This is a genomic window from Pseudomonas sp. OVF7 (assembly GCF_030644265.1).
GTDB classification, from domain to species: domain Bacteria; phylum Pseudomonadota; class Gammaproteobacteria; order Pseudomonadales; family Pseudomonadaceae; genus Aquipseudomonas; species Aquipseudomonas gorinensis.
Genome location: NZ_CP128996.1, coordinates 74,462 through 97,395 on the forward strand (window position 1 = coordinate 74,462; position 22,934 = coordinate 97,395).

Consider the following 22,934-nt stretch of genomic DNA (forward strand, 5'->3'; position numbering starts at 1 on the left):
TCGAGTCAGTGCGGTGGAAGGTAGGTCAGCGTTTACCTTTACCCGCTAGCATTAGTGCGAAGAGCTCTGCCTGAAAGCGGGCATCATCCAATGCGTTATGGTTCGGTTCGCTGAGTGGCTTCAGCGCAGCGGTCATTTTGGATGATTTTGTTTCCTGCCAGCTGCAACCTACAGCGCCCATAAAGTAGGCCTTCATGTCGATAGCGGTAAAACCAAAGGGGTTGGTTTCCAGGTATTTGTGGAAGTAGTAATTGACGAATGACCAGTCAAACGGTGCATTGAGTCCTACGAAAATGACCTTTTGCCCCGGTTGGCAGGACGATTTCAGCCATTGATCAAATGTCAGCATCGCCTGTTGCGGAGCGAGGCCCTCGCGCTCCAGCTTCTCCAGACTCAGCCCCGATACTGCCAGTGCTTCCGGGTCGTGTTTTGGACTGTCAGGTCGTAGTTCAAGATAGATGGACGTTACAGGTTGGGCTACAAGACAGGCTCCAATGGAAAGCAGACTGTATTCGCCTGGTATAGGCCCAGAAGTCTCGACGTCGACGGAAACATAAAGCTCATCAGGGTGCATGTCATATCCTTTCGTGTAGTTACCTGATCACGCTCAGGCTCTTAGCCATGTGAAGGTGGAAAGGCAGGTATAGCCATTGCCCCATTTTTTGCTGTTTCACTCGCTATCCGGCGTTCGAGCAGCGGCAGTGCCTGTCTACCAGCGGATTGCGCGTTCCTTTGGTCAGCTCTGGGCCCAAGCATAATGATGTGTGTCATTCTCTGATGGCGGATGAGGGCCGGACGATCATGAGTGAAACTGAGCGCTGGATAGTAAAATGCCAGAAAACTGAGGACGGTACTGGCGACATCATCATTGATCTGCCTCAAGAGTTGCTTGACCAAATGAGGTTAGGTGTTGGGGACGACCTGGAGCTAACGGTAGTGAATGGCACATTAGTCCTGACGCCCGTGTGCAACGCAACATCAGTGCGGCCCATGTTTGCTGGCGTCCTGCGTCAGGATGTCTATCATGCTTACCGCATGCGTCTGGAGACGCTTCTTCATATCTCTGTCAATGCTTCGGATCTGGACATTCACGACATGATAGTAGCTGGCTTCTCGGTCAGCCTGATCAAAATGCTTTGTGATGATGGAACCCTCAGCGACGAAGAACGCGACAGAATCATTCAACCCAAAACGCTCAAAACAAAACTGTCAGCCAATCAGCTTTTAACGTTGCATGAGAGCGATCGCCTGTTCCGGTTTGCACATATTACCGCCATGGCCGAGGTGATCTTCGGTGACAAAGGGAAGGCCAAACAATGGCTTTCCAAACCCAAAGCCCGTTTTTTGGGAGAAAGCCCATCGGCGATGGTCACTACAACCTTTGGCACACATCTAGTCGAAGAAATGCTGATTCAAGTGTCTGAGGGCATGTCATTTTGATTCAGCCGCAGCCAAACGGCTTCTACCGCTCCTTGAGTAACATGGATTTCATGCGCCTATACCGGCGTCGCCTTGCCGAATACGACATGCACGGGCATCCATGAAGCACTAGGTTTCACCCACATCGGCACCTACCGCTAGGTAGGGTTCACGCACGGCAATGGCATAGCTGGGTACTGGCGAAAACCCACTTTATCCGGTGACAGCTAGATAGAAATCATCCCGTTCAGTGGGATGAGGGGAGAAGACGGACCAGCTGTGAAATGGCCCAGTCTTCGGCATCGGAACCTCGTGTGTCGATGGGAGCTAAGCTGATTGATGCTTCTCGTTCGAATCGTTTTTTTGATCGGCCGGAGGTACAGATGAATCTGGCAGATTTTGTCTCAGTGCTTTCTGCGGGTGAGAAAATAGATGGGTGCCAACTCACCACCTCAGATGCTGTGGCCCTCGCCAGTCTGCATTTTCCTTCCCATGCCTATTGTCTTGTTGCTGATTGGGCAATATTGGATCTCGACATTCCAACACGTCAGCGAAAAGCCATTACGGATAGACAGCTAATTCCTGCTCTCGTTTACGCTTTGACCGTTATCCAAGACAGTAAAGGTCGCTTCCCGCCTGGTGATTGGGTCCGAACAACGCTGGGTGTTTCCTTCACCCATGACTGCTTATTTCGAACAAAAAACACAGTTTATGTGCTGATGGGGACTGGTCGAAGGTTGCACACGGATTTAGACATCGCACTGAGCCTGTGCTGAAAAAAGACTATTTCCGCACAGGTGAGTGACCGGTCGCGCTCACATAATATTTCGGCCTGAATGAACGCTCTCGCTGTTGTGTCAATCTATGTTGTTACCAATCGAGCCCCGTATTTGAAGTGCGACCCGTCTGTGTCAGTCTATGTTGCTGTCGTGTGGATCCCGGATCATCCTACAGGCCCCGATTTACGAGAGGGGCTGTGTCAAACTATGTTGTTGGTAACCACCAACCGGGTCTCCAGGCCCCCGCGAAAGGACGCGCCTTCGATGAACACCCCCTCGCAAATCCACGAGCGTTTGAACAACCGCCGATTCACCGTCGCCAACAACACCCACGGGCTATCCGGCGCGGGCACGGTGTTTCATTACCTGGTTGAGGGCGATGCGGTTTCCGGTACGTACCAAGGCGGTCGAATTCGCTTGGGTACGCAGGTTGGGCGCGTCACAGGTCCAGACTCTATCGAGCTGTTGTATCAGTGCCTGACGCTGGAAGGTGAACTGCTGGCCGGCTGGTCGCGAGGCATCGTCGGTGTGGATGCTGTCGGGCGTACCACGCTGAGTTTCGTGTGGGGGTGGTTGTCGGGGGCGACAGGAGGTGGGGAGTCGAACTATGTGGAGATTGCAGAGGGTGATGGCCACACCTAAGGCACAAACTCCACCCTCAACCCCCGGCTCACACTCCGTCCCTGATCATCACTGACCCGCAACCGATACTCGCCTGATTTGCCCGGCCGCCAGTTCAAGGTGGCTTGTGGCGGGCCCTGGCCGATCAGGCTTTGGTCGGCGAACCAGTAAAGCGTCGTCGCATCGCTGGCCGCATTCGCGTTCAGCGGGATGCTTTCCTGGGGTTGGGACAGGCGCAACTGATAACTCACTTGCGTCAGGGGCGAGCGGATCTGTGGGGCTTCGCTCTGGTCGCTGATGCGGTTGGGCTGGCAGTTTTTCAGCACGTTGGGCGGCGTGCGCCGAGGCAGGCCGGCGGCGCGGTACAGGCGTTGCACGTCGCTGGGCCAGAATTCGAAGACTTCTTCGCGGGTGTACTGCGGATCGAACGGCGGGCAGGCGGCCTTGCCGGTGCGGGTGTCGATCAGCACCGGGCGGTGCAGGTTGGACACGCGAATCGGCGAGACGCCGGGGATGTACCAGGTCTTGCGGGTTTGCGGGCACCAGCGGTTGGGCAACTCGCCGGATGCGGCGCAGACGTCGATGCGCACCAGCCCGGCGGGCGGCTTGTCGGGCTTGATGACGGTGTTGGGCAAGGCCAGGGGCAGGGCATCGGCGATGCGGAAAAACAGCGGCGCGGCGGTCTTGGCGCCAATAAACGCGGGGTTCGGGCGACCGTCGAAGTTGCCCACCCACACCACCAGCACATAGGGGCCCACCAGGCCGGCGCTCCAGGCATCGTGAAACCCCCACGAGGTACCGGTCTTCCAGGCAGTGCGCCAGTGGCGGCCGGGCAGGCCATCCGGGCGCGGGTTGCGTCGCAGCATGTCGCGCACCATAAAGGCGGCCTGGGGCGTGAGCAGCGCCGCTCCGGTGGTTTGCGGCTGTTCCTGTAAATAGCGCAAGGGTCGCAAATGACCGTCACCGGCCAGCATCACGTACAGCCGCGCCAGTTCCTCCGGGGTCATCTCACCCCCACCCAGCGCCAGCGCCAGGCCGTAATGGCTCTCGTTGCGCAGGCCCTTGATGCCCGCCTGTTGCAGTAATCCGTAGAGCGAGGGCGATTTCACCTGGCTGGCCAGCCACACGGCCGGGATATTACGGCTACGGATCAACGCATCGCGCGCCGTCAGTGGCCCGACAAAACTGCCGTCGAAATTTTCCGGTTGGAAGTAGCCGAAACTACTGGGCAGGTCCTTGAGGATGCTCATGGGGTGGATCACCCCTTGGTCCAGCGCCAGCCCATACAGAAACGGCTTCAGGGTCGACCCAGGCGAGCGGCGCGACAGCACGCCGTTAACTTGGCCGTGGATGCCTGTGGATAAATAATCCGCCGAACCCACCAGCGCCTTGACGCTCTGGTCGCGACTGTCGATCAGGATGGCGGTGGCGTTTTCCACACCGGTGCTGCGCCGCTCGGCGATAAACCCGCTGATCAGGCGCTCGAGCAATTGCTGCAAGGGCAGGTTGAGGGTGCTGTTGAGTTCGTTACCCGGTTGAGACGCGAGCAGTTGTTCGCTCAGGTGCGGTGCCAGGAACGGAATCTGCTGGCGGTTGCGTGCTTCCAGGGGCAAGTCCAGCAAACTGTCGTTACGCACGTCCTGTGGATAAGTACTCCGCCAGTCATTCATCAAGCGCAGCCGTGCGTTTTGCAGCGAGGGGCCGAAGCGCGCACGCCTTCCCGGCTGTTGCGGGATCACTGCCAGCGCCAGGGCCTCGGATAACGAAAGCTGCGCCGCTGACTTGCCAAAATAGATGCGACTGGCCGCCTCCGCGCCTTCGATATTGCCGCCCATGGGGGCCAGGTTCAGGTAGGCCTCCAGGATGTCGTGCTTGCTGTAGCGCGCTTCCAGCCACAACGCCAAGGCCATCTGCTGCAATTTGCCCGGCACCTGGCGCGTATTGAGGTCCCACAGGCGCCGCGCCAGTTGCATGCTCAAGGTCGAGCCACCCTGGCGCTGCCCGCCGCTGTAGGTGGCCATGGCCGCGCGCAGCAGCGCCGGGGGATTGATCCCCGGGTGCCAATAGAAATTGCGGTCTTCCTTGAGCAGCAAGGCTTCGACCAATGACGGCGAGATCCGCTCCAGCGGCAGCCAGAGGCGGTATTGCCCATCATCCGCCAGGGTCATGCGCAGCAGCGAGCCATCATCCGCCAGCACGACCCTGGAGGACGTTACCGCCTGTTCCAGCGGGGCATGGGGCCAAAGCCGCAACCCCGCCAGTACCACCGCCGCTGCGAGCAGCGGCGTCAGGCACTTAAGGCTTGGTAATTTCAAGCTGGCCTACTTTGCCACGCCCTTGCAGGGTGGTTTCGTACATACCTTCGGCGTAGGCCGGTGGTGTATTGAAGGTGCCGGCGTTGGTGGCGCGCACGCGGTAGACGAAGGTGCCTGCATCGCGCAACGCGGTGCCGTACAACACCACCCGATCATCGCGTACATCCACATAATTCGGCTGCCAGTTGCTCAACTCGGTCTCGCCGATCGGCGCTTGCCAGGTGTCGGCTTCCTGGTTGTCTTCGACGTATTCAGACTCTTCGCCTTCACCTTCGCTGTCCTCGCCGCTGGCGGTTTCCGGCTCCGGCGGCAAGTTATACACAGGCTCGACGCCACCGGGCAGCAGGTCAACCACGGCCACTTGCTGCACCTGATCGCGATCCGTTGCGCGCAGGCGCAGGCGTACGAGGAATTCGTCGCCCACCGCGACCTTGCTCACCGGCTCGCCTTTGAGGTCAAGGTACTCGTGGATGATTTCCAGGCCGTTGTTGATGGGCTTGAGCTTGGCGCCCTTATCGAAACCGGCTTCGCTGAGCATGTAGAACGCTGCCGGGCCTTCGGTTTTTTCCATCAGCAGTTTTTGCGTACCCACGGGCACGGCGGCACGCGGTGGCTGGCCGGCCATCTCCAGTAATTGTTGCTGTTTGTCACCCAGCCACGCGGTGGCCTTGAGGGTCATGTCGCTTTGCGCGCGCTGGCCATAGTTGTCCAAGGCCCGCAGGAGCAGGGCGGCCGAGAGTGAGTTGTAGCGCTGTTCATTCAGGCGCTTGCCGAGTTTATCCAGCAACGCCGTAGGTACCTCGTCAAGCAGCTCGGGGAAGTGCCGAGCCAGCAGGTGCAAGTGTTCGGCATCGTGCACCAGCGGGTCGTAATAAAGGCCGTCGCTGTCCCACTTATCCACAAGCGAACGCCATGGGATTTTGCGCAACAACGTATCGGCCTGGCGATCCTGCTTGAGCAGCTTGTAGCTGGCGGCCAGGTAGGCGGCACCGAGGTCGTTCTGCCAGCTGTCCTTGAAGGTGCTTTCGTAGCGTTCGCGGATATCGCTCAAGGCGCCACTGACGAGAATCCCCTGACGGCTCAGCAGGTAACTGGCGTAGGCACGGTTGCGCAATTCCGACAGACCTTCGCTCGGGCCGTTGGCCAGGTCCGTCAGATAGGCGTTGGCCCGCACCAACAGGTCTTCCGGTACTGGCAGCCCACGCTCCTTGGCTTCGATCAGGAAGTCGGTGGCGTACAGGCTGGCGTAGGGCGCTACATCCGGGTTGGCCGCCCATAAACCAAAGCCGCCGGCCTGGTTCTGGCGTTGGCGCAGCATGCGCACCGCGCTGCCGAAGGCTTGCTCGGCCTCTGGCGCCGTACCGCCCCAGATCAACGCTGGCATGGCCTTGGACACCAGTTGTTCGGTGCAGGCATAGCCATAATCATCCAGGTAGTGCTTGAGGCCATTGGCCCATACTAACGGGGAGGCCGCCACACCCACCTGTACATCGCGCAGTTGGTTGAACAGTTCGCGGGTGGGCTTGAGCTCTTTGCTGGCGCTGTCGAAACGTCCCAGGCTCAGGGCCACGCGATGCTCACTCAGGGGGCGGATCGACGTGGTTTCCGCCACTTGGATACGCTTGCCGTCCGGCAGCACCGCGACAAAGCGCAGATCCGCCGAGCCGAGGTGCTCGCCGACCTTGATCTTGAACTCGGCGGTACCCTCCTTGCGCGGTTGCAGTGACAAGGTCGTGCCCTTGCCGCCCTGGACTACCAGTCCGTCGCTGGTCTGCACTTCAAACTTCACATCCGCCGCGGCATCCAGGTTGCTGAACACCCCGGCACTCACGTTGAACACATCCCCCGGCGCGACAAAGGCCGGTACGTTGGGGGTAATGACGATCGGCCCGCGGACTTCGGTGTTGGCCTCGCTGACACCGACGCTGTCAGCATCCACGGCCACCGCAAACAGGTGCAGCTTGCCATTGAAGCTGTCTGGCACCTGGTAATGCAGCACGCTTTCACCGGCGGGCAGGTCCACCAGCCCGGACCACCAGGCCACAGGCGGCTGATGTTTGCGCTTGAACGGGTTGAGGTGATTGGCCAGGGCGCCTTCGGTATCGCCACCGGGCGCGGCCCCACTGAGCAGGCGGCTGAATTCCGGCAGGATCAGGTCAAGGATCTGACTGGTGCCGACCTCCAGTGCACGTTTCTGGAAGAAGAAGCCCAACGGGTCCGGCGTCTGGTAGCGCGCTACTTGCAGGATCCCTTCGTCTACCGCGTAGACCACCGCCCGGCCCGGGCGGTCGGCGGTGACCTTGATATCCAGGGTCTGCCCCGGCTCGATCTTCGCCGGGCCTTCCACCTTCAGCGCCATGCGCCGTGCGTCGAGGTTGATGCTGAACGGCACCACGCCATAGGACAGCGGGCTCATGTACACCTCGGCCGAACCCATGTCGCGTACAAACTGCACGTTGACGTAGGCATTGCCCTCAAGCCCTGCGGGAACGCGGATATGTTGCACGCTGTTGGTGCTGTCGGCCTTGAACCATTGCTGGGTATAGACCTTGTCGCGTTCGATGGTGATCAGGCCCGCACCGGTATACGGGGCACGAATGCTGATCGCGATCTCGTCCCCGGTGGCGTAGCTGCGTTTATCCAGGCGCAGTTGCAGCTCGGCGTTGCGTTCCAGGGAGCGCGAAGTGTTGCCACGCCCGGCCACGCTGTAGTCGATCTGGTTGAGCAGGTTGCCGTTGGCATCCTTGAGTTGCAGGGTGAAATCGCCCGGCGTGGCGGTGTTCAGTGTCTGCTTGGCGCCTTCCTGGGTCATGACCACCGGCGAGGCCGGCTGGCTGATGTTCTTGATGCGCGACTCGTATTTGTAGGTGCCGTTGGACTGCTTGACCAGCACCGAGACGTAGCGGTGCTCGACCACTTCGCTGGTCAGGCCATCCACCGCCAGCGGCGTGAGGTCCGGCGCCACGGCCAGCCAGTGCACCTGGCGGGGAGCGTCCTTGGCGACATACGACAGTGAGTCCTGACTTTTCACACCGACCAGATAGGGCGCGGACGACACCAGCAACGCACTTTGCGCCGCCACGTTACGTCCACCTTCGGCTTCAAATACCTGGGTCATCACTTGCAGGCGGTAGGTGCTGTTGGCAAAGCGTTGCAGGTTGAGGTCCAGCAGCGCCTGGCCGTTATCGTCGACGGTGGTCTCGGCCAGGTCTTCGGTGCTGGCCTCGTCCAGCGAGTTGTTGAGGCGGAAGCGATAATCGGGGTAGCGATCGAAGGCGGCCAGCGTCGGGCTCAGGGACATTTTCGCGGTGACGCGACGGCCGGACGCCGGGGCCCCGAACAGGTGCATCGCGGTGACTTTGGCCACCACCTGGTCCGGTGGAATCCAGCCCAGCACCGGGGTGTCATGCAGGCTGAGGCTGACCTTCATACGGTCCGGCTCGAAATCGCGAACCTTGAAGCTGACGCTGCCCAGGTCTGTGCGGGTCTGCTTCTGGCCGATCAACTGCAAGGTGGCGGTGTAATCCCCGGCGGGGGCGGTCTCGCTGCTGGGGAAATCAAAGGCTTCAAAGCCGCTGGTGGACAGCTTCAGCGGTTGGCGAATCACTTCCAGGCCGCGTGGGTCGGTGATCTGCAGTTCCACCGGCAGGCCCTGCAGGGCGCCTTTCCAGTTGCCGCTGCGTACGATCATGCCCAGGTGCGCGGTTTCACCGGGCCGGTACAGGCCACGGTCGGTGAACAAGTAGGCGCTGAGACGATCGATCGCACCGTCCTCTTCCAGGCCGCCGACATCGAAGCGCGATAGATCCAGCTGCTGGGACTGACGGGCAATCGGCAGGAAGGATTGGTCATTGCCACGGCTGACCACATACATCAGCGGCGTTTTCTCACGGCGCAGTTCATCGAGCTTGGCGAAATGCGCGTGGCCTTCGTTATCGGTGTGGCCGCTGGCGACCGGCAAACCGTTACGCCCGATGATATCGACCTGGGCGTCGGCGACCGGCGAGCCATTGCCGATGGACTGTACATACACATCATGGCTGCCGTCGCTGGAGCGTTTGGCGATGATCCCCAGGTCCGTGACCACGATAAAGCGCAGGTCGCTGGTACTGCTGCGCGAATAATCGAAGGTGCGTTCGGCCGGTTCATCCTGCGGGCTGAGCTTGAGCACGAAGATGCCGCGACGACCGCCGTTGGCGGTGAGGTAATGGCTGAGGTCGACGTTGTCATAGACGGTTTTCGCCGGGTCATTGGACGACAGCGGAATATCCAGCGCCTGACGCTCGACCATGCGATCGAAATACTCGTTGCCGAAGTTAGGCCGGGCGAAGCTGCCGCTGCTTTGGTCGACCAGATGCTGCAATTGGTTGGGCAGCAGGCGCGCGATTTCCACATGGGCACCCGGCACGCCACGGGCCATGAAACCCAGGCGTTTTTCGCCGTTGAGGCTGAGCAGGGCGCCGTCGGAGAGGAACTGCAAGGTGCGCGGATACGCCGGCATGCTGATCAGGGACGCTGTGGGGTTTTTCGCCAGGTAGCCGCCGATGGCTTCCAGGTTGGCGGGCACTCGCACATACAGCGCTCGACCGGCCGGGGCCTTGAACTTGAAGGCGTGCAGGGTGTTGAGCGGCTCGACGCTGGGCACGTGGGTCAGGTTGACCTTGGTGCTGCGGGCGAGCAGGGCATCGTCGATATCGTTGCTGTTATAGGGGCGGGTGTCGTCCTGGGCTTTTTCCGGCAACAGCCAGGCCTGGACCTTATTGGCGATGGTGTCATCGGCTACGGCACTGGAACTGCTGAACATCAGCACCGGCTCCGGTTCGCCGCGTTCGTTGTCCACAAAGCTGACTTCGGCGCCGGTAAAGGTCAGGCGATAACGACCCGGTACGGTGACTTCCGCCACCAGCGGTGCGGTGCTGGCGTTACCGCCGTCGCGGGCCTTGATGCCTTCATCGAGCTTGGCGCTGACAGGCGTGCTTTCCAGCGGGGTAGCCAAGGCGGCAGAGCGCACGAAGGCGTTGAGCTTGGTGTCGTCGAAGGTTATTTCCGGGCGGTTGGGCAGCTGTGCATCGCGGTAGGCCAAGCCTTTTCCTAGGGCGACCGATACGCGCTTGCGCACGCTTTCTTCATCAACCGGGTGGGAAAAACGGAAGGTCGCTACCAGTTGTTTCAGGGTTGGGTTGGATGGGTCCTGGTACAGCTCGTTTTGCGCCAGGCTGGCGCGGAACGGCTGGGTGGAGAATTGGCTACTGTACTGGCTGAGCAACACGCCGTCGGCCAGCAGGCTTTTCTTCGCCAGGTCGAGGGTGTAGTGGGCGTCAACGGGCCAGTCTTTTTCCGGCACAAACACCAGGCTGCGATCATCCGACCAACGCCACGTGCCTGCTATCGCAGGTTTGAGGCTGATGCCCTCGTTCACGGGTTTGCCGATGGCGGCCAACGGTGCCACGGATTCGGCAAAGCGCACCTGCAGGTTATCCACAACCGGTGGCTGCTGGGTGTAGTCGGTCAGGTTGGGTTTATGCAGCGAATAGCCCACGGTGTGGGGCTGCGGCAGGTGGGTGTACCAGTGCCAGCCATAGAAAGCCGCGGCGGCCAGCAGCACCAGGCCCAATACGCCGGCACCGGCCTGGCGCGGATAAGCGCGGGCTTTGTTGCCCAGGTTCGCCAGGCCGCGGCCAATGGCACGCAGCCATAGCGGCGGATGCCATTGACCGAAAACGGCCCCCACCACAGTCAGAAACACACCGACAACACGACGGCTGATGGCTTTGAGCGAATCGAACATGGTGAGCATCCCTGGCTAAGTGCGGCGTATCTTACACGCGTCTTTGATACAAAAGATGACACCGATACGCCGCACGGCGGGGATGTTTACCGGGTCAGCGGGGCCCCTCCCACATTTTGATCGTCATTGGGCTTGAGAGGGGTGTGGGTCAGGTCCACCAGTAGCGTACGAGGTGAAAGAAGATGGGGGCGGCGAAACACACCGAATCCAGCCGATCCAGCATGCCGCCGTGGCCTTCGATCATATGGCCCCAGTCCTTGACCCCGCGGTCGCGCTTGATTGCCGACATGACGATGCCGCCGGCGAAGCCGAGCAGGTTGATCAGCAGGGCGATCAAAAACGACTGCCATGGGTTGAACGGCGTGGTCCACCACAGTGCCGCACCGATCAGGGAGGACAGCAAGATCCCGCCGACAAAGCCTTCCACGGTTTTCGACGGTGACAGGTTGGGCGCTATCTTGTGTTTGCCGAACAGCTTCCCGCACACGTACTGCAGCACGTCCGACAGTTGCACCACGATCACCAGGTACGCGATCAGCAGCAGGTTACGGCCCTCGTAGCCGGGGATATCTAGGGTCAGCAGGGCGGGCACGAAGGACACGCAGAACACCGCGATCATCAGGCCCCATTGCACCTTCGACGCGCGTTCCAGGAAGTGCGTGCTGTCGCCGCCGAGGGAGGCGAGGATCGGCAGCAGCAGGAACACGTATACCGGGATGAAAATGGAGAACAGGCCGTACCAGTCGGCATAGATCAGCAGGTATTGCAGCGGCAGGGCCAGGTAGAACGCGGCCACCAGGGCCGGGTAGTCGCTGCGCCGGGTGGGGGTGAGGGTCAGGAATTCGCGCAACGCATAGAACGACACCGCGTAGAACAGCAGGATCACCGCGCCGGTACCCAGCCAGAAGGCAATGCCGATCACAACCACCATCACCCACCAGGCATTGATGCGCGCGTTGAGGTTGTCGATCACCGCATTCGGCGCGCCACGGCTGCGCAACTTGAGGATCAGGCCGATCAGCGAGGCGAGTACCAGGATCGCGCCGATCCCGCCGAACAACATCAGGGTTTGGCTAGCCATGTCAGGAGTGCTCCGGGGCGAGGGCGAGCAGGGCGTCGCGGGTACGGGCCAGGAACAGCGCCTTGTCTTCGCCTTCCTCCAGTTGCAGCGGTGCACCAAAGCTGGTGGTGCATAGCAGCGGCAGTGGCAGCACACGACCCTTGGGCATGACCCGGTTGAGGTTGGCGATCCACACCGGGATCAACTCAGCCTGTGGGTAACTTTTTGCCAGGTGGTACAAGCCGCTTTTGAACGGCAGCAGGCCGTCTTCCAGGTTGCGCGTGCCTTCGGGAAAGATGATCAGCGAGTCCCCGCCTTCCAGCGCGGTGAGCATGGGTTGCAAGGGGTTATCCACAGGGTCCTTGCGTTCGCGGTCGATCAACACGCCGTTGAATACGCGGTTGATGATGTAGCGGCGCAGTGCGCTTTTGTTCCAGTAGTCGCTGCCAGCCACCGGGCGCGTGAATTTGCGCAGGTTCTGCGGCAACGACGCCCACAGCAACACGAAATCGCCGTGGCTGCTGTGGTTGGCGAAGTAGATGCGTTGCACCGGCACCGGTGCGCAGCCCAGCCACAGGCTACGAGCCCCGGTGACGGTGCGGGCCATCGAGGTAATCAGCGTGGCAACCACGGGTTCGAACATGGGGATTCCTTATCCTGCGAAAGGTAGCCAAGGGCTGGCGAGGATCACGGCCAGGGTCAGCAGCACTTGCGCGCCCAGTAGCCAGGCTTGTTTGCGCAACAGTTTGAGAGCACCACGACGGCGTTCGGTCCAGGGGCGACCGGCGCGTTTGGGCGATTGCAGGCCGAGGGTTTGCAACGCCTGGTCGAGGTCCGGGGTGCGCTCGGTGTCGCGGGCCAGCAGGGCGAACAGGTCGGCGTCGAAGGCTACCCGCAGCGACCAGTACTTTTGCAGCAGGCCGAGGATAATCATCCACAGGCTGAGCAACAGGCAGATGGACGAAATGCTGGCGAGCAGCAGTTGCGCCAGGCCGAACAACACCCCCAGTAATGTCAGGCCTGTGGATAACTGATCCAGCGAACGGCCCCGGCGCAGCAGGCTGGCGACGACCTGGAGTTCCATATCAGCGGGCATGGAGCAGACCCTCCAACGCTTCACGGTGAGTGGGATGCAGGACCACTTGGTCTCGCGCTGTACGAATAATAGCCAGTGCTTCATCCACCGTGGCGGCGCGCCCACTGTGCAGCAGCCAGGCGGCCATGGCGGTGGCGCTGCGCGAGTAACCGAGGGCGCAACACACCAGCAGCGGGCCGCTGGAGCGCAGGCGTTCGATGGCGTGTGCCGCTTGCAGGCATTCGGCGGCGGTTGGGGCGATCAAGTCCAGCACCGGAAGGCATTGATAAGCGCCCTGTGGATTAATCGGCAGTTCGGCACACAGATCGACGATTGCCTGGAATGAAGCCTGCTCGTTCGTGGCAGGAATCCTTCCAAGCCAAACGTTATCCACAATCCGGTCGGGCTGTGGATGCTGACGTGTCCACAGGCGTGAATTGATCCACGCGGCTGCCAGGTAGGGCGCATACAACCAGCGAGCCGCCGGCGTGAGACGGCCATCGGCACGCTTCTGAAAGCCCGCCGCGCCGAGCACACAGTAATTGGCGTTGACCAAGGCCAGGGACACCGCCGGCCACAACAGCCATAGCCACCACCCGCGCAGTACCCAGGCGAGGATCACCAACGTCAGGGCGCCCAGGCCATAGCGCAGACCCAACCGCCAGCGCTTGGGGTCGCGGCTAAGCCGCGCATTCAGCAACGGACTGGGATGTTCCAGCGGCCACAGCCACACACACAGCCAGCCGGCGAGGGCACCTGTGGGTAAGTCAATAAAGTGGTGTTGATAAGTGGTCAGCACTGAAATACCGATCAACCCGAACCAAGCATGCACCACCCAGCGCCACACGCCCTGGGCATGGCGCTGGTACATGAGCCACAGGATCACCAGCAGCGCGATATGCAGCGAGGGGGCCTGATTGAACGGTTTGTCGAAACCCGCCAGCACGGCAAACAGCCAGCCGAACACGCCGTCCAGTTCCGGCCGCTCGAAGGTGAAGCGCAGTGGCCAGATCAAGAAGCAGCTCACGGCGATGACCTGGGCACTGAGCAGGCGCAGCGCATGTTGCTTCAGTTCATGGCGGGTACTGGGCAGCAGCAGTGAGAAACCGTAGAGCAGGTCGATGGACCAGTAGGGCACGATGGTCCATGCCCAGAATGGCATATGGCTTTCCCAGCCGAACACCAGCGTGCCGACGTCGCTGCGCTGGCTGGTGACCCAGGTGGCGAAACCATAGGTGCTGAAAAACAGCGGCGCCAAGAGCAGCAGCCACAGGACGGCTGGCTTTAACAGGCCGGGTTCGCGCATGTTCAGATCTTCTGTGCCAGGGACACGGTAAAGATGCCCCACTCATCTACACGCTGGGTGATTTTGCGGAAACCGGCGGCCTCCACCAGTTGGTCCATTTCCGCCTGGCTGCGGCGACGCATCACCCAGGCCTGGCCTTGGCGATGGCTGGTCAGTGCGCGGGCAATCAACTCCAACTGCGGGTGCCATGGCTGGCCGGTGTAGACCAGGTAACCGCCGGGTTCCACCGCGTCAGCCAGGCCGGCCAGCGAACCGCCGACCATGGCGTTATCGGCGAACAATTCATACAGCCCGGAGACCACGGCCAGCGTCGGCTTGGGCGCCAGCGCGGCCAGGTCAGCGCGGTCGAACGCATCGCCTTTGACGAACTGCGCAATCTCCCCCAGGCCTTTCTCACGAATCAGCGCGCTACCGTCGCGCACGTTGATGTCGCTGTAGTCGCGCAGCAGGATCGATTCCGGCAGCGGCGACACGCCTTGCAACGCTTCAAGGATGTAGCGGCCGTGGCCGGCGGCGATGTCGACAATGCGTACTTCACGCTGTTCATCCCGCAGCTTGGCCATGGCCAGGCGCAGCAGTTCTTCGACGTTCAGCTTGCGCTGGCGAATACCGCGCCAGCCGATGGAGTTGAGGTAATTGGTGTCGATCATCCGACCCAGCGCGCCTTTGCCGGTGGGCGTGTTGCGGTACACGTAGTCCAGGGTGCTGCCGGAGTCGAACCCGGTGTCGAAGCCCAGCTTTACGCCATCCGACAGGTTCTTGCCCAGGCCCATGCTGGCGCGGGTCATGCGCCAGTACAGGTCGCGCAGGGAGTTGCGCGGCAGTGGCGCGGCAAGGGCTTCGGACTCGGCGCAGGTGGCGCCCAGCTTGTCGGCGTCCAGCAGAGAAGCGCGGTCCAGCGGCTGGGTGAAGTTTTGCAGGATAAAGCGCCTGGCGCTGCTTACGGCCACGGCGCGGTTACGTTCGCCGAGGGTGTCGTGGAAAAAGCCGGGGAGGATATGCAGTTCTTTTTTCAGGCTGCCCAGGCGATCGAAAAACTGCTGCTGGGGTTTGCGGTGCACCACGAAGTCGGAGCCGGAGATCAGCAACTGGGTGGGGACCTGGATCGCCTGGGCATCGGCTACAACCCGGTCGGCCGCTTCGTACAAGCCCAGCAGCACATTCACCGAAATCGCCTTGGTGATCAGCGGGTCGCTGTCGTAGGACGCCACGCGCTCCGGATCATGGCTGAGGAACTTGGCCTTGACGTAGCTGTTGACGAAAAAGTTGCCGCGAAACTTGCGCATCAGTGCCAGGCCGGGGCGGGCGAAAGGCACGTACAGCTTGACCTTGAACGCCGGGGAGGCCAGCACCAGGGCACGGATTTTAGGGGCGTAGTCGTGGACCCAGGTGGCGGCGATCACGGCGCCGACGCTTTGGGCGATCACGGCGACATTTTCTTCCTCGATACCGTGGGTGGCGCCGACATGGTCGCAGAAGGTCTGCACGTCGCGGGCGCTGGTGGCGAAGCTGGGGCTGTCGCCGCGTGCGCCAGGCGATTGGCCGTGGCCACGGGCGTCCCAGGCAAAGAAGTCGAACTGCGGCAGGTTCAGTTCATCGACCAGGTGGGCGATGCGCCCCGAATGCTCGTGACCGCGATGGAACAGCAGGATCGCTTTGCGTGGCTCGCCGTCCGCGGGGGCGGTGGCCGGCCAGTGCCGGTAGAAAAGCTCGACGCCATCATGGGTAGCGAAGGTGTGTTCTTGCTGTTCGCGCATCGCAAAATCCTTATGCAGAAGGGGAGATGGAGTGTTCTTCTTTGAGACCCTGGCGCACCCGGTTGACCAAGGTGTAGGCGAGCAGGGCGGCGACCAGCCACATCACCGCATCGACCCAACCGGCGCCAAGCCAGCCCAGCGCCACACCCATGGCCAGTACGCCAAGGACGAACGCCCGATCACTCTTGCCCATTGGCCCGTCATAACGCCGTGATGCGCCAATCATCGGTCCCAGCACACCCGCGTATTCGCTGAACACCGCAAGCAAGGTCACCAGCAGTACGGGCACCAGGCTGACGCCGGGGATCAGCGCAAAGGGCAGGATCAGCGCGCTGTCGGCGATCACGTCGCACAGTTCATTGAGGTAGGCACCCAGGCGCGACTGCTGGCCGAATTCCCGCGCGAGCATGCCGTCGATGGCGTTGAGGGCCATGCGCAGGATCATCCACAGCGGGATCAGTGCAAACAGCCAAAGGTGCTGGGCGAAGCCAGCGATCAGCAGACCGACCAGCAAGGAAACGACGCCGGCCAGTACGGTGATCTGGTTGGCGGTGGTGCCGTTGTCGTAGAGGCGCTGCACGAGGGGGCGCAGCAGGTTTTGAAAACGCGGTTTGAGCTGATAGATCGAAATCATGGGAGGTGACGCTTCCTTGTCCGTGAGCCCGCGAAAAACTGGTTTGGAGTGTGCCGATTATTCGTGGCCTGTACCAGTGATGGCTTGTGTTTATGGGGGGTTAGTCACGATCTGGAAAGCACGCAAGAGCAAATGTGCGAGGGGCTTGCTCCCGATAGCGGTCTGTCAGTTGATGCCGGTGTTGGCTGATCCATTGTCATCGGGGGCAAGCCCCCACCCACAGGGGATCTGTGGGCGGCTTGAAAAGGGGTGTTTATCGAACAAAAATTTCACTATCCGTGTTATATCGTAACGAATTGTGTACGAGCGGGCGTTGAGTGGATGCAACTGGATCTAGAAGCTGAAGGCGCCTCGGTAGAAGGCCTGCCGCGTTTTCAGCAAGGGCTGTTCCATGCCCGTCGATTGAGACAAGCCGGTATCAGCCTGACCCTGCTGGCTATCAGTGGCTGGGTATTGGCGCTGTTTGTCGCGCTGTTTGCGCCGCTGTCGATCTGGCCGGTGGTGTTGATCAACTGCGCGTCGGCCCTGCTGGTGCTGGTGGCCGGCTTGCAGTCGGCGTGGTGGGTGGCTGATTGGCGCGCCCAGGCGCTGGAAGGGACCATCGTCGAGCTGATCGAGCTACCTGTTGAGCCTGCCGCCTGGCACCGCGACCTGATCAATCGATTCGGCAGCGGGCTGCTTGCCCAGATCGGCGCGCCCGTGTTGTGGCTCGTCGGTTGGTCGCTGCTGGCGCTGGTCAGCGTCCTCGAGTTCTGGAACCTGGCCTTGCCTGCGGCGGCGGTTAGTCAGTCTGCCAGCATCGGCGCGGCGCTGGCGCTGGCATTGGCCTTCGGCTTGCTGGTGTTCGAGCGCCGCCTGGCTCAGGAAACCGCTGCGCAGTGGCCGGAAGCCGCGCAGTTGGTGCAGCTCAGTCGAGTCGCGATCATCTGCCTGGTGGTCAGTGCGATTTGCCTGTTGTTCGCGGGTGCCGAAGCGGTCTGGCCATTGCGCCTGGCCACGCTGATCGGGCTGTTGCCGGCGCTGGTGGCGCTGGAGTTTCTGTTACGCGGCGTACTCTCGTTGTTCAGCCCACGGCAGCCGCGCCTCGAACCGCGCCTGATGGCGCAGAGCTTTATCGCCGGGTTGCTGCGCTGGCCACCACAACCCTTGCAGGCGCTGCAGCACGAATTGCACAACCGCTTCGGCATCGACCTGCGCCAGATCTGGGCGTTTACCTACATGCGCCGGGCGTTCCTGCCAGTATTGCTGGTGGTGTTGGCCGTAGGCTGGGCACTGACCGGCGTACACGAAGTGCCCCTGCAAGGCCGTGGGATTTATGAGCGCTTCGGCAAACCCGTGGAGGTCTTTGGCCCTGGCCTGCATGCCGGCTTGCCCTGGCCGCTGGGCCGCGTGTTGAGTGTGGAGAACGGCGTGGTGCATGAGCTGGCGACCAGCGTCAGCGAGGCTGCCACGCCGGAGCTTGCCGCCGCCGAAGGCCCTGCGCCGTTGATTGCCAACCGCTTGTGGGACGCCAGCCATGTCAATGACAAATCCCAGGTGATCGCCAGCAGCAGCGGCGACAAGCAGAGCTTCCAGATCGTCAATATGGACGTGCGTTTCGTCTACCGTATCGGCCTGACCGACCAGGCCGCGCTGGCCGCCACCTATAACAGCGCCGATGTGCCGACCCTGATCCGCAGCACCGCCAGCCGCATCCTCGTGCATGACTTCGCTTCACGCACCCTCGATGAATTGCTTGGCGAACAACGCACCCGCTTGGCCGACGAAATCGGCCATGCCGTACAAGCCGACCTGCAAACGCTCGACAGCGGGGTGGAAATCTTGGCGACCGTGGTGGAGGCGATCCACCCGCCGGCCGGTGCCGCCAATGCCTACCACGGCGTGCAAGCGGCACAGATCGGCGCCCAGGCCCTGATTTCCCGTGAGCGCGGCGCTGCCAGCGAACAAACCAACCAGGCGTTGTTGCAAGCCAGCTCCGCCCGCGACCAGGCATTGGCCATTGCCCGTGAAGTGAGTGCCGGCGCCCAGGCGGCAGACCTGCGTTTTAGTGCCGAACAGAAGGCCTACGCCACGGCCGGCCGGGCCTTTGTGCTGGAACAGTACCTCGGCCAACTCAGCCAGGGCCTGGCCCACGCCAAACTGTTGATTCTGGATCATCGCCTGGGCGCCAACAGTGCGCCGACGATCGATCTGCGTTCTTTTACCTTGCCGGCCGATCCCTCGGTACCGCGTAAAGCCGTTCAATAAGGAGTCTGTCTGTTGAGCGCTCATTCTCACGATCATGGTCACCACCACGGCCACCATCATCACCATCATGGTGATGAACAACCCGCCGGCCCATTCCCTTGGCGCCGCATGGCCTGGGCCGTATTGCTGGTGCTGTTTGCGGTCGCTGCCGCCAGCCTGGTGCAGGTGCGGTCGGGCGAGGCCACGGTGATTACCCGTTTCGGCAACCCATCGAGAGTGCTGCTGGAGCCGGGCCTGGGCTGGCGCTGGCCGGCACCGTTCGAAGCGGCGATCCCGGTTGACCTGCGCTTGCGCACCACTTCCAGCGGTTTGCAGGACGTGGGCACCCGCGACGGCCTGCGCATTATCGTGCAGGCCTATGTGGCATGGCAGGTACAAGGCGATGCCGACAATGTGCAGCGCTTTATGCGTGCAGTGCAGAACCAACCGGATGAAGCGGCGCGGCAGATTCGCACCTTTGTCGGTTCGGCACTGGAAACCACGGCGGCCAGCTTCGACCTGTCCAGCCTGATCAATACGGATGCCAGCCAGGTGCGCATCGCCGAATTCGAGGCGCAGTTGCGCCAGCAGATCGATCAACAATTGCTGACCACCTATGGCGTACGCGTGGCACAGGTGGGTATTGAGCGGCTGACCTTGCCGTCGGTGACCCTCACTGCCACCGTCGACCGCATGCGCGCCGAGCGTGAAACCATCGCCACTGAACGCACCGCCGTGGGCAAGCGTGAAGCGGCGCAGATTCGCTCCGCTGCCGAGCGCGATGCGCGGATCGTGCAGGCTGACGCCACGGTAAAAGCCGCCGATATCGAAGCCCAATCGCGGGTCGAAGCCGCGCAGATTTATGGTCGTGCCTACGCCGGCAACCCGCAGCTGTATAACTTGCTGCGCTCCCTGGATACCTTGGGCACCGTGGTCACCCCGGGTACCAAGATCATCCTGCGCACTGACGCCGCGCCATTTCGCGTCTTGGTGGACGGGCCGAAGGACGTTCAACCATGACTGAGCGTGACAGCCCGGACAGCCCCTGGATCCAGGCCGGCCGCCTGACGTTCCTGGCGCTGTACGCGGTGACTGTGTTGGCGGCGCTGGCCTGGGCATTTTCCAATGTGCGCCAGATCGACCCCCAGAACCGCGCCGTGGTCTTGCACTTCGGCGCACTGGATCGAATCCAGAACGCCGGGCTATTGCTGGCGTGGCCGCAACCCTTCGAGCAAGTGGTGCTGTTGCCGGCGGCAGACCGTGTGATCGAACGCCGCGTCGAGAACCTGCTGCGCTCCGATGCGGCGGTACAGGCCGACCGCGTGGCCAGTTTCGCCACGCCGTTGAGCGATGCACTGGCCGGCTCCGGCTACCTGCTGACCGGCGATGCCGGCGTGGTGCAGCTGGATGTGCGGGTGTTCTACAAGGTCACCGAACCCTACGCGTTTGTGTTGCAGGGCGAGCATGTACTGCCGGCCCTGGATCGCCTGGTGACCCGCAGCGCCGTGGCATTGACCGCCGCCCGTGACCTCGACACGATCCTGGTGGCGCGCCCCGAACTGATCGGTACCGACAACGGCGCCGCCGAGCGCCGTGAACGGCTGCGCGGGGACCTGGTGCAGGGCATCAATAAACGCTTGGCCGAGTTGGCCGCCAGCGGTCTGGGCCTGGGTATCGAAGTGACCCGTGTCGATGTGCAATCGAGCCTGCCGAGCCCGGCGGTGAATGCGTTCAATGCGGTACTCACTGCCAGCCAGCAGGCTGACAAAGCGGTGGCCAATGCGCGTACCGACGCGGAAAAGCTCACCCAAACCGCCAACCAGCAAGCCGACCGCATGGTGCAAGTCGCCCATGCCCAGGCCAGTGAGCGCCTGGCCAATGCCCAGGCGCAAACCGCCACTGTCGCAAGCCTGGCCCAGGTCAAAGACCCCGGCCTGCTGCTGCGACTGTACCGCGAGCGCTTGCCGAAAATCCTCGGCCAGGCCGGCTCAGTGACCACGGTCGATCCCAAAGACGACTCCCGCTTGATCATCCAGGGAGCCGACCAATGAGCGCACCTATGCTGACTTCCGCCGAGCAGCGCAGCGCCGCCCGGCAATTGACCCTGGCCATGCTCGCCTTGGGTTTGCTGGTGCTGGGCCTGGTGTGGCGCTGGCTGGCGCCGGACCAGCAGGGGGTGAGCCAGTTGTTGCTGGGTGTCGCTTCGCTGCTGGTGGCCGTGCCGGTGATGCGTTCGGCCTGGTATAGCCTGCGGTTTCCCAGCCTGCATGGCATCACCGACCAACTGATCGCCCTGGCCATGCTCGGCGCCTGGGCGACGGGCGATCTGCTGACCGCCGCGCTGCTGCCGATCATCATGATCTTTGGCCATGTGCTGGAAGAGCGCAGCGTGATCGGCTCCCAGGAAGCGATCCATGCCTTGGGCAAGCTGACCCGCAGCCATGCGCGCCGGGTGCAGGCTGACGGGAGCATCATTGAAGTGGACAACGGCACGCTGAACACCGGCGATATCGTCGAAGTGCGTGCGGGCGACCGGGTGCCGGCGGATGGGGTGGTGTTATCTGGCCAGGCGAGCCTGGACACGGCGCCGATCACCGGTGAGTCGGTGCCGCTGGAGGCCAGTGTCGGCATGCAGGTGTTTGGTGGGGCGATCAACCTCGACGGCTTGCTGCGCCTGCAAGTGACCCGCACCGGTAATGAATCGACCCTGGGCAAGGTCATCGCCCTGATGCAGAACGCCGAGCGTTCCAAGCCACCGATCACGCGGCTGCTGGAGCGCTATGCCGGCAGCTATATGGTGTTGGTGCTGTTGCTGGCGGCGGTCACCTGGTTTGTCACCAACGACGCCCAGGCGATGCTCGCGGTGCTGGTGGCGGCATGCCCGTGTGCGCTGGTGCTGTCGGCACCGGCCACGGCAATTGCCGGGATTGCCGTGGCGGCACGGCATGGGATTCTGATTCGCAGTTCAGCCTTCCTGGAAGAGTTGGCGGACCTGACTTCGTTGGTGGTCGACAAGACCGGCACCCTGACCTTTGGCACCCTGCGTTTGCAGTCGATCGAAACCAGCGTGTCGGACCGCCAGGGGTTGCTGAACCTTGCCGCCAGCCTCGGCTCGGCCAGCAGTCACCCGGTCAGTCGGGCGTTGGCGGGGTTGGCGATCCAGGCGCAATTGTTGGTGCTGACTGATATCCGCGAACGCCAGGGCCTGGGCGTCGTGGCACAGACCGAGCAGGGTGAAGCCGCGTTGGGGCGCCCGGAGTTGTTCGAACAATTGGGTATTGTCACCACGACCGTGCCGAACCACGACGGCCCGATTGCCGGGCTGGCGCTGAACGGGCGATTCCTCGCCTGGTTGCTGCTGGCTGACAGCGTCAAGCCGGAAGCCCGCCAGGCCCTGCAAGAGCTGCGGGAGCTGGGCCTGGGCCGGCAATTGCTGCTCACCGGCGACCGCCAGAGCGTGGCCGACAGCCTGGCCCTGGACGTCGGCATCAGTGATGTCGAAGCCCAGGCATTGCCGGAAGACAAGCTCAATCGCGTGTTGGGGGAGATCAGCAGCGGCTTCCGGCCGATGGTGGTGGGTGATGGGATCAACGACTCCCTGGCACTCAAGGCCGGCGTGGTCGGCGTCGCCATGGGCGCGGGTGGGGCGGATATCGCACTCGCGTCGGCGGATGTGGTGTTGATCGGCAGCGACCTGCGCCGGTTGGGCACCTGTGTGCGCTTGAGTCGCCAGTGCCGCAAGACATTGCAGGTCAATGTGATCATCGGGCTGGGTTGGACGTTGGCCATCGTGGTGTTTGCCGCATTCGGTTGGCTGGGGGTCGCGGGGGCAATGATTGCGGCGGTGCTGCACAACCTCAGCACCTTGCTGGTGCTGGGTAACGCCGGGCGTTTGCTGCGTTTCCAGGAGCCGCTGTTGAAGCTCGACGAATAATTCCGAGGAATTTTTGCAGG

General features: G+C 62.1%; 16 protein-coding genes. 7 read left to right on the forward strand and 9 right to left on the reverse strand.

Annotation, left to right across the window (positions count from 1 at the left end):
• Nucleotides 1–25 precede the first annotated feature (25 nt).
• Nucleotides 26–574: a 3'-5' exonuclease gene (locus tag QU606_RS00345; RefSeq protein WP_017341626.1), complete on the reverse strand. Its 549-nt coding sequence runs from the start codon at nucleotides 572–574 to the stop codon at nucleotides 26–28.
• Between the two features lie 227 nt (nucleotides 575–801).
• On the opposite strand from QU606_RS00345, the gene QU606_RS00350 reads away from it, so the two are divergent.
• The 3 genes from QU606_RS00350 (at nucleotide 802) to QU606_RS00365 (ending at nucleotide 2,840) form a co-directional block, all read left to right on the forward strand.
• A complete protein-coding gene (locus QU606_RS00350) occupies nucleotides 802–1,440 on the forward strand; it encodes an antitoxin Xre/MbcA/ParS toxin-binding domain-containing protein (protein ID WP_228758830.1) in 639 nt (212 codons plus the stop codon).
• 362 nt (nucleotides 1,441–1,802) lie between these two features.
• Complete coding sequence (locus QU606_RS00360) at nucleotides 1,803–2,195, forward strand: hypothetical protein (RefSeq protein WP_074059250.1); 393 nt, start codon at nucleotides 1,803–1,805, stop codon at nucleotides 2,193–2,195.
• A gap of 267 nt (nucleotides 2,196–2,462) precedes the next feature.
• Entirely contained in the window at nucleotides 2,463–2,840 is a 378-nt protein-coding gene (locus QU606_RS00365; RefSeq protein WP_024078221.1) for a hypothetical protein, read from the forward strand.
• Here QU606_RS00365 and pbpC read toward each other — a convergent pair.
• From pbpC to QU606_RS00405, 8 genes are all read right to left on the reverse strand, one after another.
• On the reverse strand, nucleotides 2,837–5,134 hold the full coding sequence (pbpC, locus tag QU606_RS00370) for a penicillin-binding protein 1C (RefSeq protein ID WP_193689992.1): 2,298 nt from the start codon (nucleotides 5,132–5,134) through the stop codon (nucleotides 2,837–2,839). The genes QU606_RS00365 and pbpC overlap by 4 nt on opposite strands.
• The gene (locus tag QU606_RS00375) at nucleotides 5,115–10,922 is read right to left on the reverse strand and encodes an alpha-2-macroglobulin (RefSeq protein ID WP_304998013.1); all 5,808 of its coding nucleotides are present in this window, start codon (nucleotides 10,920–10,922) and stop codon (nucleotides 5,115–5,117) included. Before QU606_RS00375 ends, pbpC begins: the two co-directional genes overlap by 20 nt.
• A gap of 148 nt (nucleotides 10,923–11,070) precedes the next feature.
• On the reverse strand, nucleotides 11,071–12,003 hold the full coding sequence (locus QU606_RS00380) for a phosphatidate cytidylyltransferase (protein WP_024078218.1): 933 nt from the start codon (nucleotides 12,001–12,003) through the stop codon (nucleotides 11,071–11,073).
• A 1-nt stretch (nucleotide 12,004) separates the two neighbouring features.
• Nucleotides 12,005–12,625 (reverse strand): 1-acyl-sn-glycerol-3-phosphate acyltransferase, encoded by a 621-nt coding sequence (locus QU606_RS00385; RefSeq protein ID WP_024078217.1) that lies wholly within the window; start codon nucleotides 12,623–12,625, stop codon nucleotides 12,005–12,007.
• A 9-nt stretch (nucleotides 12,626–12,634) separates the two neighbouring features.
• Nucleotides 12,635–13,078 (reverse strand): hypothetical protein, encoded by a 444-nt coding sequence (locus QU606_RS00390; RefSeq protein ID WP_024078216.1) that lies wholly within the window; start codon nucleotides 13,076–13,078, stop codon nucleotides 12,635–12,637.
• Entirely contained in the window at nucleotides 13,068–14,363 is a 1,296-nt protein-coding gene (locus QU606_RS00395; RefSeq protein ID WP_304998014.1) for a phosphatase PAP2/dual specificity phosphatase family protein, read from the reverse strand. Before QU606_RS00395 ends, QU606_RS00390 begins: the two co-directional genes overlap by 11 nt.
• Nucleotides 14,364–14,365: 2 nt before the next feature.
• Nucleotides 14,366–16,120 (reverse strand): bifunctional alpha/beta hydrolase/class I SAM-dependent methyltransferase, encoded by a 1,755-nt coding sequence (locus QU606_RS00400; RefSeq protein WP_024078214.1) that lies wholly within the window; start codon nucleotides 16,118–16,120, stop codon nucleotides 14,366–14,368.
• Between the two features lie 10 nt (nucleotides 16,121–16,130).
• A complete protein-coding gene (locus tag QU606_RS00405) occupies nucleotides 16,131–16,754 on the reverse strand; it encodes a CDP-alcohol phosphatidyltransferase family protein (RefSeq protein WP_102623570.1) in 624 nt (207 codons plus the stop codon).
• 321 nt (nucleotides 16,755–17,075) lie between these two features.
• Between QU606_RS00405 and hflK (QU606_RS00410) the strand changes: the two genes are divergently transcribed.
• Genes hflK (QU606_RS00410) through QU606_RS00425 form a run of 4 tightly spaced genes read left to right on the forward strand, consistent with a single transcriptional unit; the run spans nucleotide 17,076 to nucleotide 22,914 of the window.
• Entirely contained in the window at nucleotides 17,076–19,001 is a 1,926-nt protein-coding gene (gene hflK / locus QU606_RS00410; RefSeq protein WP_304998016.1) for a protease modulator HflK, read from the forward strand.
• Nucleotides 19,002–19,010: 9 nt separating this feature from the next.
• Nucleotides 19,011–20,000, forward strand: coding sequence for a protease modulator HflC (hflC, locus tag QU606_RS00415; protein ID WP_162163627.1), 990 nt, complete (start codon nucleotides 19,011–19,013; stop codon nucleotides 19,998–20,000).
• Entirely contained in the window at nucleotides 19,997–21,031 is a 1,035-nt protein-coding gene (hflK, locus tag QU606_RS00420; protein ID WP_024078210.1) for a protease modulator HflK, read from the forward strand. The genes hflC and hflK (QU606_RS00420) overlap by 4 nt, the downstream gene beginning before the upstream one ends.
• Nucleotides 21,028–22,914: a cation-translocating P-type ATPase gene (locus QU606_RS00425; protein ID WP_304998017.1), complete on the forward strand. Its 1,887-nt coding sequence runs from the start codon at nucleotides 21,028–21,030 to the stop codon at nucleotides 22,912–22,914. The genes hflK (QU606_RS00420) and QU606_RS00425 overlap by 4 nt, the downstream gene beginning before the upstream one ends.
• Nucleotides 22,915–22,934 lie beyond the last annotated feature (20 nt).

What these genes read in the sequence shown, in the direction of transcription:
- hflK (WP_024078210.1), top strand. Translation starts at nt 19,997, where the DNA reads ATGACTGAGCGTGACAGCCCGGACAGCCCCTGGATCCAGGCCGGCCGC.
- hflK (WP_304998016.1), top strand. Translation starts at nt 17,076, where the DNA reads ATGCAACTGGATCTAGAAGCTGAAGGCGCCTCGGTAGAAGGCCTGCCG.
- QU606_RS00375 (WP_304998013.1), bottom strand. Translation starts at nt 10,922, where the DNA reads ATGTTCGATTCGCTCAAAGCCATCAGCCGTCGTGTTGTCGGTGTGTTT.
- QU606_RS00425 (WP_304998017.1), top strand. Translation starts at nt 21,028, where the DNA reads ATGAGCGCACCTATGCTGACTTCCGCCGAGCAGCGCAGCGCCGCCCGG.
- QU606_RS00395 (WP_304998014.1), bottom strand. Translation starts at nt 14,363, where the DNA reads ATGCGCGAACCCGGCCTGTTAAAGCCAGCCGTCCTGTGGCTGCTGCTC.
- QU606_RS00405 (WP_102623570.1), bottom strand. Translation starts at nt 16,754, where the DNA reads ATGATTTCGATCTATCAGCTCAAACCGCGTTTTCAAAACCTGCTGCGC.
- QU606_RS00390 (WP_024078216.1), bottom strand. Translation starts at nt 13,078, where the DNA reads ATGCCCGCTGATATGGAACTCCAGGTCGTCGCCAGCCTGCTGCGCCGG.
- QU606_RS00385 (WP_024078217.1), bottom strand. Translation starts at nt 12,625, where the DNA reads ATGTTCGAACCCGTGGTTGCCACGCTGATTACCTCGATGGCCCGCACC.
- QU606_RS00360 (WP_074059250.1), top strand. Translation starts at nt 1,803, where the DNA reads ATGAATCTGGCAGATTTTGTCTCAGTGCTTTCTGCGGGTGAGAAAATA.
- QU606_RS00350 (WP_228758830.1), top strand. Translation starts at nt 802, where the DNA reads ATGAGTGAAACTGAGCGCTGGATAGTAAAATGCCAGAAAACTGAGGAC.
- QU606_RS00400 (WP_024078214.1), bottom strand. Translation starts at nt 16,120, where the DNA reads ATGCGCGAACAGCAAGAACACACCTTCGCTACCCATGATGGCGTCGAG.
- QU606_RS00345 (WP_017341626.1), bottom strand. Translation starts at nt 574, where the DNA reads ATGCACCCTGATGAGCTTTATGTTTCCGTCGACGTCGAGACTTCTGGG.
- QU606_RS00380 (WP_024078218.1), bottom strand. Translation starts at nt 12,003, where the DNA reads ATGGCTAGCCAAACCCTGATGTTGTTCGGCGGGATCGGCGCGATCCTG.
- QU606_RS00365 (WP_024078221.1), top strand. Translation starts at nt 2,463, where the DNA reads ATGAACACCCCCTCGCAAATCCACGAGCGTTTGAACAACCGCCGATTC.